Below are 16593 nucleotides of genomic sequence, written 5' to 3' on the forward strand. Positions count from 1 at the left end.
TAATTATTATCAATATCATTTGCGTCCTTTTTTTAATAAAATTAGGACACACATGGTGAACACAAAAAAACGACTCATTTCTACTTTAGTGACATGCTGTTCAATTTATTCGCTTCCCTTACTAGCAGATGACACTACCAGCTCAGCAAAGACTATGAATCCTTTAGTAGTAACTGGTCAGGCATACAAAGGCTATGCACAGTTTTCACCAACATCAGGAAGTAAGACAGATGCGGAATGGCTTGATGTTCCCCAGTCTGTTTCTGTAGTAACGGATACTGAAATTACGGATCGTGGGGCGGTTCGTTTAGTTGACGCCTTAAATGGTGTGGCCGGTGTCAACAATACGCTTGGAGAAGGCAGCCGCGATCAATTTGTTATTCGCGGATTTGATGCCTTGAATGATGTCTATCGTGACGGCATGCGTGATGATACTGGCTTGCAGTCTTATCGTAGCTTAGCGAATATTGAGCAAATCGAAGTAGTTAAAGGCCCCGCGGGTGCTTTGTATGGACGTGGTTCGACAGGCGGGCTGATTAACCTGATTACTAAACGTGCTAATGGTGATGATTTCACACGTTTGAATGCAAGTATTGGTAGTCATGGAAAAATGGTAGGCCGTGTAGATAGCTCGACATCATTCTCAAATACTGTCAATGGCCGTATCAATGTAGAGGTCCGCAAAGCAGATTCATTTGTCGATCATGTCGATTCAAAAGATTATTTCATTGCGCCAACACTGCGGTTTACCCCGAGTGATAATCACACTTTAGATGTGGATTTGGAAATATCAAAGCAAGACCTGGTGCCTTATCGTGGTGTGCCTTCAGTAGATGGTAAACCAGTGAATGTTTCACGTAGTACCTACTTTGGTAGCAGCAATGATTACCAAGAATCAAAAAGTGTACGTTTCTCTCTGAACGATGAATTCAAATTCACCCCGAATTTAATCTGGAATAACCGTGTGGTGATTAGCCGTGTTGAATTGGAACAGCAAGGCACGAGACAAGGCAATGTGACTGGCGACACGGTCACACAAACAGTCAGTAATTTTGGTTATGACCCTCGTCGTTTTAATGCACTGCAATCAGAATTAAAATGGTCTGTCGGCGCACATGAATTATTGTTCGGTGGTGAATATACACAAACCAAGATTGATTTAGATTTTGGTCGAGTAACGAAAGCAAACCAATCGATCTATGATCCGGTCACTGAACATGTGGTTAATGGTGGTTTCGAGCCATTTAGAAAAAATGACACCAAAACCTATGGCTTGTATTTGCAGGATATGTACACCATCGGTGATCTGACACTGACTGGTAATGTTCGTCACGACAAAATGGAGCTGGAACAACAGCGTGTGGGTAACCCGAAAGAAAATCTGGATGACGACAAATGGAGTTATCGTGTTGGCGCCAGTTATCGTCTGACTGAGGATTTATCGACCTATGCGACGTTTTCACGCTCATGGCAACTGCCTAATGCCGGCATTTTTGTTAGCAATGGTGCGGCTGAGTTTTACTCGGCTGATCTAAAAGAAATTGGCTTTAAAGCTTATACATTAGATGATGCGTTGATGTTTAATGCTGCCATATTTCAAATTGAACAAGAGCGCCCTGTAACGGATACAATAACGGGCGATGTTACAGATCGAGATACCTCACGTCATAACGGCTTTGAATTAGAGCTACGCGGGCAGTTAACAGAACAGTGGAGTGCTACAGCCAGCTATACTTATTTAGATGCTGAAGATAAAGATACAGGTAAAAAACCAAATGATGTATCTGATCAATTATTCTCATTAGGTTCCACATATCAAATCGATAGTCACTGGCGAGTGGGTGGCAACATCAAATATGTGGGTGAACGATATGCTGGAAATAACGAAGCGGTTAAGTTAGATAGTTATACTTTAGTGGATTTAATGGCCGCTTATCGGGTGGGAAAGCATAGCGTTCAGTTCAATGCCTACAATATCTTTGATGAAGAGTACTTCCTCGGGGCAACAGGTGGAGCGTCAGGACGTAACCAAATCGGTTATGGAGCACCAGCTGAATACATGGTGAGCTATGGCTATGAATTTTAAGCTGGAATAAGTCAGCACGCTATATTTCGACGGGCTATAAAGCCATGCGAAATTAGGCAAAAGCCGAGAGCTTTTTAATGGCAACCAAAAAAGTGGACAGTTTTTATATTAAAAAATAAATCTGTCCCCTTTTTTTCCGAAGTACTCCATGAATCTCATACTCAGGTTTATAGTGTCTTATCTCCAGAATTTTGGCACTGTAAAAACTTTTGGCTTATCCTGCGTCTAACCATACATAATCTATTGGTAATTAATTAATGGCTAAACCACAGTCTCTTTTTCATTATTTGCTTATCGGCTTCTTTATGCTGTCGATGCTTATGCCTGCTGCGCATGCAGAAAGTAATGATATGGCTGTGCACCATGAAATGAGTCAACAACAGCATGATTGTGATTCCGATGCTGAACCTCAAGCAAAACACGATGCCAATTCGCATTGCGCCAGTGATCATTGTCATTGTGCAGCAGCCAATTGTCATGCATCCGGTGTTTTAGGTTTTCAATCTGTTTTTACTGCTTCACTCTATTCACAAAGTCGCTTGGCCATTGCTGCTGAGCAGCTTGTTCGTCAATCTCCTACCAAACTAGAACGCCCTCCCCGCAGCTAATCCTCCCGTTGTAGCGGGTATCGTCCGATACCCAATCGAAACACGTTGAGGATAGATCTCATGAAACAATTTACACGCTGGCTGATCGCTATTTCAGCCGTATTATTACCCTTCTCCGCCATAGCGGATGTGACCGAATATACCTTGGTCATTGATCGTGAACCGATCAATATTACGGGCAAAACCGTAGAACGCATCACTATTAACGGTGGTATTCCCGGCCCGATACTGGAATTCACCGAAGGTGATGAAGCGGTTATCCATGTCATCAATAAACTGGATGAGCCGACCTCTGTGCATTGGCATGGCTTATTGCTCCCCCCCGAAATGGATGGTGTACCGGGCCTGGGTGGTTATGAAGCCATCAAAGCCGGTGAAACGTTTACCTATCGTTTTACCCTGCGTCAAAACGGCACTTACTGGTATCACGCTCATAGCGGTACGCAGGAACAGGATGGGCATTACGGGGCGTTGGTGATTTACCCCAAAGATGAACCGGTGGTTCAAGCTGATCGAGATTATGTGGTGCTATTGTCGGATTTCAGCAATGAAATCGGTCAGCAGATTTTCAACAACCTGAAAAAAAGCCCGCACTACTACAATTATTCACAACGTACTGTCGGCGACTTTTTCAGTGAAGTTCGCAAGCAGGGTTTAGCTTCCGCCTGGCAGGATGTTCGCCCTTGGGGAGAGATGCGGATGTCACCCACCGATCTGGCCGATGTGCGTTACGATGCGTTTCTGGTCAATGGTCAAACCAACGAACAAAACTGGACGGGACTTTTCAAACCCGGTGAACGTGTGCGATTGCGCTTTATCAATGCTTCGGCCATGTCGATGTATGACGTAAGGATTCCGGGTTTGCAAATGACCGTGATTCAAGCTGATGGACAGTACATCGAGCCGGTCACCGTAGATGAATTCCGTTTTGCCGTGGCCGAAACCTATGATGTGATTGTGACGCCGGAGGCGGATCAGGCTTACACCATTGCAGCGGAATCTATAGACCGTACCGGATTTGCTTTAGGTACGCTCGCCCCACGAGCAGGCATGAATGGAATGGTGCCAGCACACCGACCCCGTTCATTATTAACCATGGCTGATATGGGCCACGATATGGATCACGGCGATCATCAGATGAGCCAGACTGATTCGATGGATCATAGTGGACACGATATGCATGGCGATGATCATCAGGCGATGCAGGAAGATGAACCCGCTGAAATGCAAAGTGGCTGGGCCGATGCCAGTACACCAGAAGGTCACAAAGCGTTGCAATAAAGTGATTTAAGAGCACTGGGCACTCAAGATGATCTGCGTCCTGCCGAAAGGGAAATTGTGGTCAAATTAGGCGGCACCATGGAACGCTTTATCTGGACGTTAAATGGCCATAAATATGGCGATCCGGGCTTTGAACCGATCAAACTTAGCTATGGTGAACGGGTCAGGCTGATTTTTAAAAACGAAACCATGATGGCGCATCCAATGCATTTACATGGCATGTTTGTGCAGCTGGAAAACGGTCAACCCGGTGAAAAACTACCCAACAAACACACGGTAAATGTCGCACCTGGCACAGAGTATTCGGTATTACTGACAGCGGATGAACCCGGTGAATGGGCATTTCACTGTCACCTGCTCTATCACATGTCTGCTGGCATGATGTCTTCCGTAGTGGCTGCTGAGTATGACGAAGATGATTTACCAGCTGCTCCACCAGCACAACAAGAGATGGGAGGTCATCATGAGCATCACTAAATCCAATCTATTTTTGACCATCGTGTTGAGTCTGTTTATCTCCAGCAGCCATGCCGATGAAAATTATGATGGGCATGGACACGAGCATGAATCGCAAATCTTTCATGCCTTATGGTTTGAAGCCCAACATGGCGGTGGCAGTGAAGGTGATAAATCGCATATTGAATGGGATGGCTGGATCGGCGGGGACTATCACAAGCTCTGGCTCAAAGGTGAACTGGAAGGCCACAAAGGCAAGCTGGAACAAAGCGAAGTCTGGGCGTTGTACAGCCGAAATGTGCACGACTTCTGGGATGCCCAACTGGGTCTGCGTGTGGATACCCAACCAGAATCGACCCGCTATCTAACGTTGGGCTTTAATGGTCTGGCACCCTATCTGTTTGAAACTCAGGCGCATCTGTTCATCAGTGATTATGGTGATGTCAGTGCCCGGCTGAAACAGAAAAACCATCTGCTGTTCACCCAGCGGTTTGGCTTCGAACCCTACTATCAACTGGACTTTACTGCCCAGAATGTTGAACGTCAGGAATTAGGCCGGGGCTTAAGCGAGGGTGAAATCGGCTTCAAACTGTTTTATGAAATCACCCGTAAAGTCGTGCCTTATCTGGATCTGAAATACGAACGCAAATTTGGCCGAACGGCGTCTATCGCCAGAAATGCCGATGAGAGCGAAGAAGACTGGATTGCTTCCATAGGTATCAAACTGCTTTTTTAATTTGGGTATTAAGTCAGAAAACTGGTTCCCACGCGCTGCGTGGGAACTCCATTACTCAGCACACCATTACTCACTGATTGACCTAAATTGAAGCCTGATTAATAAATTTGCTCTAAATTTGGGCAAAATTATCGAATTCTCTCAATACCGTTTTAATGACAAAAATTCTCGTTTTCCTCTTAAAGCTATTGGTTTTGCTTGGTTAAGTTTTTCAGACAACTTGTAAAGCCACTCTCAAACTAACACGGTGCATTTTTTGCTTATACATCAGATTATTAGGCTTAACAGGTGTCAGCATTATGTTCAGTCAATCTGCCGTATTTGATGATGTGAATCAACATGCCCATTCTTTGCAGAACTGGCCGCAGGAATATGCTCAACTAAGCTCGGGCAAATTTGAAGGTTTCCTTGAAGATATCCAGCTGGATTCCGTGCGGGTTTTTCGTGAACGAATGAAACAAAGCGTAGTGCAGAACACCCATACACCCACTGGCAAAATCAGTTTAATGATTCCTCATCATATGGATGCCAGTGATACTTCTGACCAGGCCCGGCAGATCATGGCCGATGGGGTGACTCTGCTCCCTTACGAAAGTGATTTCGCGTTTGTAGGTCCCGCAGAATTGGATTACAGCGTCATAGCCGTTGATCAGCAACGCCTAAGTCAATTGCTCAGTCCTGAAACCTATTCACGTCTTATCGGGTTTAACAAAAGTCATGGTGTGAAAACGGACTCTGCCACGTTAACCCGGCTTCGTCATCATCTTGCCGCAATGCTGCAGCAGTTAACGTCTATTCCCGAAGACCCGGCATTATCAGAGAGCCAAATCCAGCAACAGCTAAAAGCCATTGAAGACCAGATTATATTAATGGTGTTGGTCATATATGACGCTAAGGAAACCGGCATCAGTCATCCAAAAAGATTGGGCAATCAACATAATTCTATTGTGCAACGCTGCCATGATTATGTGACGTCAAGCGAAGGCAGCTGTGCCAGTGTGGTGGATATTTGTGAGTCATTACATATCCCGCATCGCACATTGAATTACAGTTTTCATAAAGCCACCGGCACCTCGCCGATGCAATATTTGCGGGCTGTTAAACTGAATGCCGCACGGCGTGAGTTATTGCAGACTGCTTTTTCGATAACGGATATCGCCGCCAATTACGGCTTCTTTCATATGGGGTATTTTTCGCAGGAATATCGCCGTTTATTTGGCGAAACGCCGAGCATGACGCGTAAGCTTTATGCCTGATGTTCCGGTTTGCCAATAGGCTAATCCAGCTATTATAAATATCAGCCCACCCAAATATTGATCAGCGACCGAAGAAAGCTGCAGCCAGTCCGGTAAGTTTTTCATCATCATATGGTGATGGTGAGGTTCTGAATGAGTATCGCTGTACATATTTGGGAACACCAGCATCAACATTCCCCACATGACCAACGGCATGATCACCGTTATCAGGGTTAGATTCTGCCAATAACTTGTCTGCTGATGTTTTTGTATCATCATCAAACACAAGACTATTCCGCTTAAGGCCATCAGCCATTTCATCACGCTGTATAACAGTGCACTTTGCATAAATAACGGATGCAATTCCGGTAACATCCACACCCAGGTTAATACGGCAAAGCCACTCATTAATAATGTAAACGGCCAATGTGATTCAACAACACTATTCGCTATCGGACGAGTTGAATGATGCTGCAACGCACTGATCCATAATAACGGTGCAAGATGATGCACCATCACACTCTGAGCGCTGTGCAACCAGATTGAATAGCGCGCCAAGGCATCAAACCACGGTAGCATACCGGTCAAAAACACCACATTCCCGATAATAAATAACAATGGTCGGTTGATTAGTTGATTGGCAACAGTCCATTGATGCAGCGTGATCACAAAGATCACACTGCATAACAGATCCACCGTGGTGAGCAGCATCGTATTGACTTATTTGGAGCAGCAACTGCCAGAAGCAGATGCGGTATCAACACTATAGCCATCCACCTCTTTCGGCAGATCCATTGCCGGATTGCCGTCAAAGAAGTTATTGGGTTTTAACGAAAAGCCAACGTACTCCACCGGCATAATTGGAAAATCTTCCGGTTTGCAGACATGCGTATGACCATAGGTATGCCAGACCACAATATCGGTGTTTTCAATCGGTCGATTTTTCTCCACATAGTATTGCAGACCATCACCCTTATTCTGATTGGGATACATGCCTGAGCAATACATTTCATTGGGATCATACGGCGTCACCCATAAATACTTGCTGGCAAAACCGGCGCGTTTTCCAATGTAACTATTGGGGCCCGCCAGCATCAGCGGATTATGCTCTGCCACCAATTTATAACTTGGTGGATTACCGACCGAATTTTTCAGATTAGGATTAATGATCTTCCAGAAACGTCCTGTCGCGCCATTGGCTTCACGGGTGGCTTCGAGTTCGGTTTTGAATAAGGTGGTTTCGGTTTTGAATACATTGCCCCACGGGTTGGTTTCCGCATTCTGATCGGCCGGTGAAAAGTTGGTTTCCACTACGGAGTTATTTTCGCCATCCAACATCATATGCAGCCTGGCATTAAAGAAATGCTGGTGTGTAGGGCCGTAAATTTCCGGCGTGACAATGCCTCCGAATTTAGGTTTATCGCCTGGCACCATACCGCTGGTCTGGATAATGCCGGTCAGTTTGGTTTCCTGCTGGATGGTACCGTCCTGATACAGATACCAGTAAAAACCATAATCATAGTTACCGACGGTGCAGAAAAAGCTGATGACCAGGCGACGTGAACGACGCATTTCATAGGTTTCACTACGAAACTCGTAATGCTTCCATAAGGTGCCGTAGTCTTCTTCATGCATACACACGGCATTTTTCATCAGAAACGGCAGCCCCTGATCATCGACGGCAGGTATATCAAAATAACGAATAGAACCCAGACAATCACAACCGAGTTCCAGTTGATTGGCCATACGACCCAGCCCGTATTCTCCACCGTCAAAAGCACATTTCCAGTAATGATTGAGCGCGGTATCAGAATACGGCACCGCCATATCATTGATACTCGCCCGATAGATGATAGGACGAACCCGCTCGCCATCTTTATAGCTGATTTGATTCAGCACCAGTCCCTCACGTGGGGTATAGCCCACTCGGAATGACCAGTTCTGCCAATCCACCCTCCAGCCATCCACAGTAAAGCTGACTCCTTCCGGTTGCACGATATGTAACGGTTTCAGGCCTTCACGGGGTTTGCCTAATGACGGTGTATCGTAATTGCGTTTGGTTTTGGGGACCGGTGTATTCATACCGTCATCAATGATCTCAATAACCTTCTCTTCATTGAGATCAATAATCGCCATCAGGCCTTCAATCGGACGGGCATAGCCGTTATCGACGATCTCATCCCGTACAAACGCAACCCCACGCATCAAACGGCGACCACGATATTTTTCATCATCACCGTAATAACCAAATGACCAGGGATCGATTTGAATATTTTCAATGTCTTTGTCGGTTAAACCACGACGCTTCACCGCAGCCCTGAAGCCTTCATCGGCTTGCACAATATCCACACAGCTGAAGAACTCTTCAATCATTATCGGCGGCTGACCGCTGACTTCCGGGTCCAGTTGTTTCCACTCGATAATCTGCTCAGCAATCAGATCGATTTTGGCTTCGTGAATCAATCCCGTCGATTTATCCAGCACCACCGCAAAGGCTTTACGAGAAATGGGGTTACCCGCCTCAAAGGCCAGTACTTCATCTTTGGCAGGTTCATCCAGTTGCAAATAGGGAAAACGGCATGAGGGACTGAGCTGTTTCTCTTTTCTGAGCAGCAAAGTGGCTTCGGCCAATTCTTCAAGGGTCAATGGATCTAACGGATGGGTAGGTTTAATGCCGGGTGTGGTTTCTGGTTTGTAAGCAGTGTGGATTGGCGTATTCATGGTGACCTCGATGGAATAACATTTCTCACTCCATACTAGTCACTTCAACAATGCGCAATATCACAAACTGGCAAAAGTCGATTGTGTTAATTATGAAAAAACTAACACGCATTATTTAATGACTTTTCCCATGCACTGAGGGAACTCAACTCTGGTCACAACTTTTTGAAGCAGATCGACCCGTTTATAAAACAGCCATTATCAGGCTAGCACGCGGTTGCGGCCTTCCTTTTTGGCTCGATATAGATTGTCATCACTACGTTTCATCCAATCCCGCCAATCTTCTTTTGGCTGCAATGTGGCGATACCAACACTGGTTGTTACGCTTCGATCCGGTAATAAACGCATGGATTCAATCTTCTTGCGCAACTCCTCAGCAACCAGCAAACCCTGTGCTGAATCAGTCTCATAAAGCAAGATCAGAAACTCCTCCCCGCCCAGACGAAATACTTTGTCAGAGCGCCGAATACGCTTTTGCAGTAGTTTGCCAATACCACGCAGAACGTCATCACCGGCATCATGCCCCAAGGTGTCATTAATCTTCTTGAAATTATCCAGATCCAATGAAATCAGCGTCATTGGCACCGCATGACGCTCAAACATTTGCACAGCTTGTTCCAGCGAGTCGTGTAACTGCACGCGGTTTGACAGCCCCGTTAACGAGTCAGTCATGGCCAGCTCGTGTAATTCATGTTGCTGAATACTGATCACCCGAACAAAAATCACGGCAAATGCACTGACACACAGCAAGGTGGCGGTAGCCCTTGATGCCAGTTCGGCATCTAAAAACAGCCATGACATTGGCAATGACATCGCCAGTAAAACAATATTTGCTCCCCAGGCGTAGCGTTCCGGCAGCATGAAATAAAAGGAAATCACTGCCGGGTAACACCATAACAAACCAATCAGGCCCTGCTGATAAATAGTGAAGCCTAGGAAAATAACAACTATTGGTGTCAAGCCAACCAATATCAAAAAAGGATAATAGCGTCCATGCCAACAGTTCCAGGCATTAAGCGCCATGATCGAAACTACGGATAACGAGCCCACGCCCAGAACATAGCGTTCCATGAAAAAGTTATAGAGTGAAAAAGGCATGAGAACTACAAAGACCACAAATGCAACCCCAACAATGGTCTTCACCCGAACCGGTGATTCCTGTATCAAGGTCTTTGAATATGCTGTCACTTAACGTAACTCGGCATATTTAGAATGCCTTGCTACCAACAAAATATTTGTTGTCCACATTACGTTTACTCCGCATCATGTCGTTTCTAATTCTACTGATAAACGTGTTGGAATGCCCTGTTCTGTTACAAACTGAAACATTCGAAGTAAAAAAAAGTAATGAATCGAGTAATTGTTACAGAATATGCCATATTCTGTGACCAACATGTCGCCTTGCCAAAACAACCGTGCAGGCACATATCGCATTTGATTGAGGTAATAGCCAAGTCACCGTTAAAGCGGCCATAACCTCAATAGAATTTTGAGCTCGATCCCATGCTCCGCGTGGTGAACGTGTGATTGCCACTCCTAAATATTTTATATCTCTGTAAGAATGAGCTTAGTTGCCAGAAATCGCTAACGTATGGGTTGTTGACGATAAAACTGGCACAACAAACCATAAACCTTGGGCATTTTTTCCTTCATGGTTTCCGGTGACTCAAAAAAAGCCTCACTGCAGACAGCAAAGAATTCTGCCGGGCTGTTTAACGCATACTCATCAAGTGGCAATGAGCGATGGTGTTGCCTGTCATTTTCCAAGCGATCCCATGCAGCAGTAAAAATATCGTGCCACTCACCAGGTCGCATATCAGGATGCATCGGAGGTGCCCCATTGGCGCCATCACGGAGCATATCGATCTTATGTGCCAATTCGTGAATGACCACATTACTGGCCTTGCCGTGACGAGTAGTGCCGCCGCTTTCAGTAATCGCCTGCCAGGATAAAATCACCGGTCCACGCGCCCAGGCTTCACCACTCAGGCCCGGACTTCTCGGGTGAACTACACCATCATCCGTGCGATAAGGCCGGTTGGGCAGAAAATCTCCCTCATAGAGAATGATGGTCTTCCAATGGTCATACCAATGTAGGCCAAGATGCAGAATAGGCACACAAGCCATAGTGGCGAGTTTCAGGCACATCGCATCTGTGAATTGAAACTCCGCTCCAGAAAGCACGTTTTTCCGAGCCAGCAAACGAAAGGTCATCTCGCGTAGGTCGTCACGCTCAGTTCCTTGATAACGCTCCATGACCGGCCAATCGGCAATCGCCGACTCCCATTGGTCGGCGGTAAACCCCATTTTTTTAATCCGACGACCTTCGAGCCAGTCATGCAATCGCTTAAACATGTTTCAGGTACCCCTTAACTACTGCAAAATCTTCGAACGGATCAGAGCTCAATCACCTGATATCCAGAGAGTCAGGGGAAACATTCAAACATAAAAAGCGGTTTACTTAATTAAAAATGGCAGTGAAACCATTTTGCGCCATTGCCAGGCAATCCAAACTGAAAACAGCATGATGGCCAAGGCAACCATCATCATGCCCCATTCTGCATGTAAAACGTGTGTCACCACAGGCCCAATCATAAATAAACCCAAACCCGCTGCTGCTAGGGCTCGCACCTGTTTGAACAGCAATGCCACTGCACCTGACACTTCAATAAAACCGACCAGATACATAAACCAAAGTGGATATCCCCAACGTTCAAAAGCCTGAATCTCAAACTCCAGGCCAGCGAGCTTTGCTAGTCCCGTGAGGAGAAAAATCGCGGCCAGAAGCAAACTGGCATGTTTTGAAAAAGCATTCATGATCAACATCCCTCAGACTGTTTATAGCTCAAAGACAAATGAAATCAAAGACTGTTACAAAACATGGCTTAAATCCCTCGGAAGGTGATTAAAACGGCCTATCAAAGGATGGCAACACCAGCCGTATGAGCGCGCCAGAAAATGTTGCAAAATGCGGTTTGAATCGAATTAAAGGCTTAGGATCTCTTTGAACTTTAAAAACCCGTGATAAAACGTCATGGCAATCACAAAAAGGGCGGCTATTACCATGATATAAACGTATATCCGTTGCAATTTGTCTTTCAGCTTTTTTTCCATAACTTCTTTATTCTAGAGATATATCAATGGCTATATGGCCTGACCATGGTCTGTTTCTGAACCCCGTCAGTTAGTTATTTAACAGGATTTTTTTGGTATTGGCGAGATGCTGATCCAGAGAATAAAGTAATCTTTTGAACTCCGTCGATTGCTCACCTAATGCCGTCTTACTAATAAGCTCTACCAGCGCCTCATCTTTTTTGAGACATTTATCCAAAATAGCATTTGTTGAATCAGCAGAAAGCAACTGGGTCATTTTGCCACCAAGCTGCTCGACCAATTCTTTATCGGAATCAGGTGTCGACGGAAGTTCGTGCAGCGCTTTAACGACCTCTCGAAACGGCTCTATATAACTTTCCCTTTCGCTGGCAATCTCAAACAGCTGATGATCAACATTATCCTCGGTTAATAACTCACCCATTGCCCGGTAAAAGTCGGCTGTTTCTATGATTAATTTTAAAATTTCCAGAGCATCTGCCTGGTCATCGGTGCGTAGTATCGACATATCAAACGTTTCCTGTGGTTGATGTTGGAATATCACCAACAATGGCTTCGATTGCTTTAGGGATGACTTCAAATTCTACAGGCGTTGTCGTTTTAAATTCACCATCGGCTTCCAATTCTTTTGGTTTAGAAGTCTGGATGCTGAATTTTTCAGCTGCTTTACGGACGATGCGGTCTGTCGTATCCAAAGCGCCTTGTCGTAAACTCGGCCCGAGCAACAACAGTTGCCACCATCGTTGCGGCTTGATAAAAAACAAATTCAGCTGTCCATCCAGCAACGTTGATCGTTGATCAACGATATTGCCTCCCCCATAAAACCGACCATTACCTACCGCCAGATGAATCACCCGGGTGGAGATGTGCCAGTCATCAGTTTTAATGTGTACTTTAAAGCTTTTATTTCGCTTTATCGCTTTTAAAAAAGCGCCCAGATAGGCAAAAATACCAAAGAACTTTTTGCTATCTGAAGTGAGTTCACGTGTCACATCAACACCTAACCCCATGTGAGCCACATTGATAAAAAAATGCTCATTATTGACCTTAGCTAAACTGATCTTTTCGCGTCTTCCATCCACGATGACCTGTGCAGCGTCTAATAAATTCTCTGGAACACCAAGCGATCGTGCAAGATCATTGGCCGTTCCCATCGGGAAAATAGCCAAAGTTCGTTTACAGCTATGTAAGGGCTGCAAAGCTGAACTAATGGTTCCGTCGCCACCACCTATAATGACGATTCCGTCTTCATGTTCATAATCTTTAATAAGCGACACCAAATGGGACTCACTCTCAGACTCACAAACGGATACCTCGATACCTGAAGCTTCAAGCAATCGCACGGCTCCCTCCAAGGCTTCGTTTTGCCCATTTCGGCTATGCGGATTAATAATTAACAACGCGTGCTGCAAGTGTTTATTACCTTGTTAAAATAGTTTTCGTCAGGAAAATGAAAAACGCTACAAGAAGACTATAAGTACTTAATACGATCGGGGCGTTAACCCTAATCAAGATACCCGATGCACCAAACGTCGTCGCAAAATATAGCTGCCGCCTCATGATTGTAGGGTGTGTTTATTTATTTCCGCCTCTGTCATGACTTGATAAAGCGTCAATCAAGGCACGAGGAGCGCTTTTTGTAAGATAAGGCAGCGCTCCCCTACTCCAGACCCGCCCTGAATCGCTGGTCACCAATAATTACATCATTCCAGCGTGATGGCGCCACCTTAATTTCACCCGCTAATAACGCCTGATAAAACTGGTCAATATCATTGTTCTCTTTTCGAAAGCTTCCAAGATAAGACGATTTCCATTGCTTATCCTGCTGGAAAAATAATTTTATTACGGTTTGTTCAGGTTTTTTTTCAATCCAAAGATATTCTTGGTCTCCATCCTTATCCAGATCCAGTGCCTGTAAAAAATATTGCTGTGTCTGCCGCAGGTTCCAGTGATTTTTTGTCTCCTGTTTATAAATAGCCGTCAGTAACGTCTCAGGTGGATTATCGGATAACAGGGTGATGGCAGCGATAAATTCGTCTCGGGTAGAGCTGGGACGCTCATTGTTACCGTTGGCATACAGAGCGTTGATTCTGACCAACAGACCTGGATGTGCTTCGCCGTATTGTGCTTTGAGGGTTTGTAATCCCTCATAGCCTGGCCGTGCCAAGTGGTTACGAAAATAGCTGAGGTCGAAGTCTTCAACAGTGACTTTGTTGTCAGCCAGCCGTTGCAATTGATCAGCCACGACCATTTTTCTGAAATCCAGCAGTGGAGAGTTAACCGATAGCATCGCCACCAATACGACCAGACCAATGGCAACATTCGTCCGGCTGAGCTGATGTGTCCATCTATCCCGGTATTTGGCAATACCCCATAGGTAGCCGATAGCGAACAATGCCAGTAAAAACCAGATCAGGTAAGCCCAAAAACGACTGAGACTCCAACCGTACTGATCAATACGCAGGCTCAAACCATAGAAGCTGATCACACTGTAAACAGGCAGTATCGCGATACAGATATAAATAAAGCGGTGCAGCCAAACCGAGTAAGGCCAGTTGTCCGGCTCATCCTGATACACGGCATTGACGAAAAACAAAATCAGGGCCTGCATCCATAGAATAAGGCTGCTCCCCCCACTCTCCCACAATGGTTCGAGACCGGTAAAGGGTAAAGCGCCAAGAAATAGCAGTGAGACCAACGACAGCAGCACAAGCAGAAATTTAATCAACGCCTGCTGAAGACGGGTAATGGTATCGATAATATGAGTGAGTTTGCGAAAAATGATAATGGCGAAGCCATTGGCAAGCGCAATAGCAGGGTAATAAAACCAGCGTTGCTCAAACAGGTCACTGAAGAAATCAATATTGATAGCTTTAAATAGCGCGGCCCACAACATCAGCAACAGCCAGAAGCTGCCAGCAAAAAGCATTGCCAAAGACAAAGTCAGGAAATTACGCCATGACCAGAGAAACAACGCGCTATAAGTAACACGTTCCCCTCTGGCCCATTGCTGGCTGTACATTAACGCTTTAAAAGTTGCGATGACCATCGTCAGCACAAAGCTGAACAACAGTACATTAAAACGAATATGTTCGATGGGCGTGACCTGATGGCCGACGTAATATCCCAGCAGACCGCTGACCAGCGCGAATGGCAAGGTAACTTTGACCATTGCCCGTCCATTGTTCTGATCCAGCCCAAGCAACAGCATAATCGGCCAAATAAACATCACGCTATAGAAAGCGAATAACCATTCTGGTTGGCCGTGTGGCCAGTAATGAAGTTCAATGGCTTGATGCAGGTACAGCAAACCGAGCCCCTGCAATAGTGATATCAGAATCATCAGTTTTGATGGTAATTGCGTGGATTTATCCTGTTGATTCAATTCCATGGGGAAAGCCGTCCTTAGTTTCGTTTTGGTTTAGTGAATAGTTTTAACACGACAGAATCCAAATTTTCTGGAATACGATAGTCAAATTGAGAAAAAATAGCTGAGTTGCTCTCACCCTAAAAGTTAAACAAGCCTAATGGTGGGTTAATCATCTTTACTTGGGAGTAAACTGCCCCTAACACCTAAACCAGGTATATAACTCCAACATTAACCCTATTTATTCAGCTAAGCGGCATACCACAACACGGCAAAAAAATGGCATGTGGTCCCCCCCAGAACAAATAAATGCCATATAAAGTGACCATATTTCAGTTTTGAATCGGTGGCAAAAAACACAACCCCCAAGGTATAAGACAAACCACCTGCCACTAACCATAAAAAACCAGTAGTGGGTAAGTTTTCCAGCAAAGGCTTGATAGCCACCAAGATCACCCATCCCATTAATAAATAAAGACTGGTAGAGAAGATCGGATGTTGTTGTTTTTCAACTATTTTAAGAACAATACCAATACCTGCCAGCCCCCAGATAATGCCAAATAGTGTCCAGCCCCATGCGCCATACAGCACACCAAAGGTGAAAGGTGTATACGTCCCAGCGATCAACAGATAAATTGCAGAATGTTCAATACGCCGGAAAAGCTGCTTCGCCTTCCCCGCAGGCAATGCGTGATACAGCGAAGAACCCAGGTAAAGAATTATCATCGTCGCGCAAAATATACTGACTCCGACTACAAAGGCCGTATCAGCTTGACGAACAGCTTGTGTGATTAAAAAAGGCGTACCAATCAGTGCAGCCACAAGTCCGAATCCATGGCTGATCGCATTGGCAATCTCTTCCCCACCAGATTGCTCCCGCTTGAATCTGCTATGTGATTTTTGCATACGCCCCTCCTCTGGGAATGTTGATCAGCAACTTTATGTAAATTATGAGCTGTGAACATGACCAAAATAATTACTCTAAGCCCATG

15 protein-coding genes are annotated in these 16593 nt (G+C 45.3%); 6 read left to right on the forward strand and 9 right to left on the reverse strand.

Features of this window, described 5'->3' with window-relative positions; genetic code table 11:
- Positions 1–154: 154 nt before the first annotated feature.
- The 6 genes from B4F66_RS11205 to B4F66_RS11230 all read left to right on the forward strand — a co-directional run bounded on the left by B4F66_RS11205 (position 155) and on the right by B4F66_RS11230 (position 6423).
- The gene (locus B4F66_RS11205) at positions 155–2086 is read left to right on the forward strand and encodes a TonB-dependent receptor (RefSeq protein WP_292353907.1); all 1932 of its coding nucleotides are present in this window, start codon (positions 155–157) and stop codon (positions 2084–2086) included.
- Between the two features lie 257 nt (positions 2087–2343).
- Entirely contained in the window at positions 2344–2694 is a 351-nt protein-coding gene (locus tag B4F66_RS11210; protein WP_292353905.1) for a hypothetical protein, read from the forward strand.
- A gap of 60 nt (positions 2695–2754) precedes the next feature.
- Positions 2755–3975, forward strand: coding sequence for a copper resistance system multicopper oxidase (locus B4F66_RS11215; RefSeq protein ID WP_292353903.1), 1221 nt, complete (start codon positions 2755–2757; stop codon positions 3973–3975).
- Between the two features lie 57 nt (positions 3976–4032).
- Positions 4033–4452: a multicopper oxidase domain-containing protein gene (locus tag B4F66_RS11220; RefSeq protein ID WP_292353901.1), complete on the forward strand. Its 420-nt coding sequence runs from the start codon at positions 4033–4035 to the stop codon at positions 4450–4452.
- Complete coding sequence (locus tag B4F66_RS11225; protein ID WP_292353899.1) at positions 4439–5167, forward strand: copper resistance protein B; 729 nt, start codon at positions 4439–4441, stop codon at positions 5165–5167. The genes B4F66_RS11220 and B4F66_RS11225 overlap by 14 nt, the downstream gene beginning before the upstream one ends.
- A gap of 299 nt (positions 5168–5466) precedes the next feature.
- Positions 5467–6423 (forward strand): helix-turn-helix domain-containing protein, encoded by a 957-nt coding sequence (locus B4F66_RS11230; protein WP_292353898.1) that lies wholly within the window; start codon positions 5467–5469, stop codon positions 6421–6423.
- Here the strand turns inward: B4F66_RS11230 and B4F66_RS11235 are convergent.
- The 9 genes from B4F66_RS11235 to trhA form a co-directional block, all read right to left on the reverse strand.
- Positions 6379–7113 carry a cytochrome c oxidase assembly protein gene (locus B4F66_RS11235; protein ID WP_292353896.1) on the reverse strand — a complete coding sequence of 245 codons (735 nt, stop codon included), beginning with the start codon at positions 7111–7113 and terminating at the stop codon, positions 6379–6381. The two genes, B4F66_RS11230 and B4F66_RS11235, sit on opposite strands and share 45 nt — an antisense overlap.
- Positions 7114–7122: 9 nt before the next feature.
- Positions 7123–9123 carry a primary-amine oxidase gene (locus B4F66_RS11240; RefSeq protein ID WP_292353894.1) on the reverse strand — a complete coding sequence of 667 codons (2001 nt, stop codon included), beginning with the start codon at positions 9121–9123 and terminating at the stop codon, positions 7123–7125.
- Between the two features lie 201 nt (positions 9124–9324).
- Positions 9325–10311, reverse strand: coding sequence for a GGDEF domain-containing protein (locus tag B4F66_RS11245; RefSeq protein ID WP_292353892.1), 987 nt, complete (start codon positions 10309–10311; stop codon positions 9325–9327).
- Positions 10312–10707: 396 nt separating this feature from the next.
- A complete protein-coding gene (locus tag B4F66_RS11250; RefSeq protein WP_292353890.1) occupies positions 10708–11478 on the reverse strand; it encodes a M90 family metallopeptidase in 771 nt (256 codons plus the stop codon).
- 102 nt (positions 11479–11580) lie between these two features.
- Positions 11581–11940 (reverse strand): DoxX family protein, encoded by a 360-nt coding sequence (locus B4F66_RS11255; RefSeq protein WP_292353888.1) that lies wholly within the window; start codon positions 11938–11940, stop codon positions 11581–11583.
- A 367-nt stretch (positions 11941–12307) separates the two neighbouring features.
- On the reverse strand, positions 12308–12742 hold the full coding sequence (locus tag B4F66_RS11260; protein WP_292353886.1) for a hypothetical protein: 435 nt from the start codon (positions 12740–12742) through the stop codon (positions 12308–12310).
- 1 nt (position 12743) lies between these two features.
- Entirely contained in the window at positions 12744–13646 is a 903-nt protein-coding gene (locus B4F66_RS11265) for a lipid kinase (protein ID WP_292353885.1), read from the reverse strand.
- Positions 13647–13894: 248 nt separating this feature from the next.
- The gene (locus B4F66_RS11270) at positions 13895–15625 is read right to left on the reverse strand and encodes a DUF4153 domain-containing protein (protein ID WP_292353883.1); all 1731 of its coding nucleotides are present in this window, start codon (positions 15623–15625) and stop codon (positions 13895–13897) included.
- Positions 15626–15850: 225 nt separating this feature from the next.
- Entirely contained in the window at positions 15851–16507 is a 657-nt protein-coding gene (trhA, locus tag B4F66_RS11275) for a PAQR family membrane homeostasis protein TrhA (RefSeq protein ID WP_292353881.1), read from the reverse strand.
- Positions 16508–16593: the final 86 nt, after the last annotated feature.

It is taken from the genome of Methylophaga sp. UBA3603, from assembly GCF_002375335.1.
Classification (GTDB): domain Bacteria; phylum Pseudomonadota; class Gammaproteobacteria; order Nitrosococcales; family Methylophagaceae; genus Methylophaga.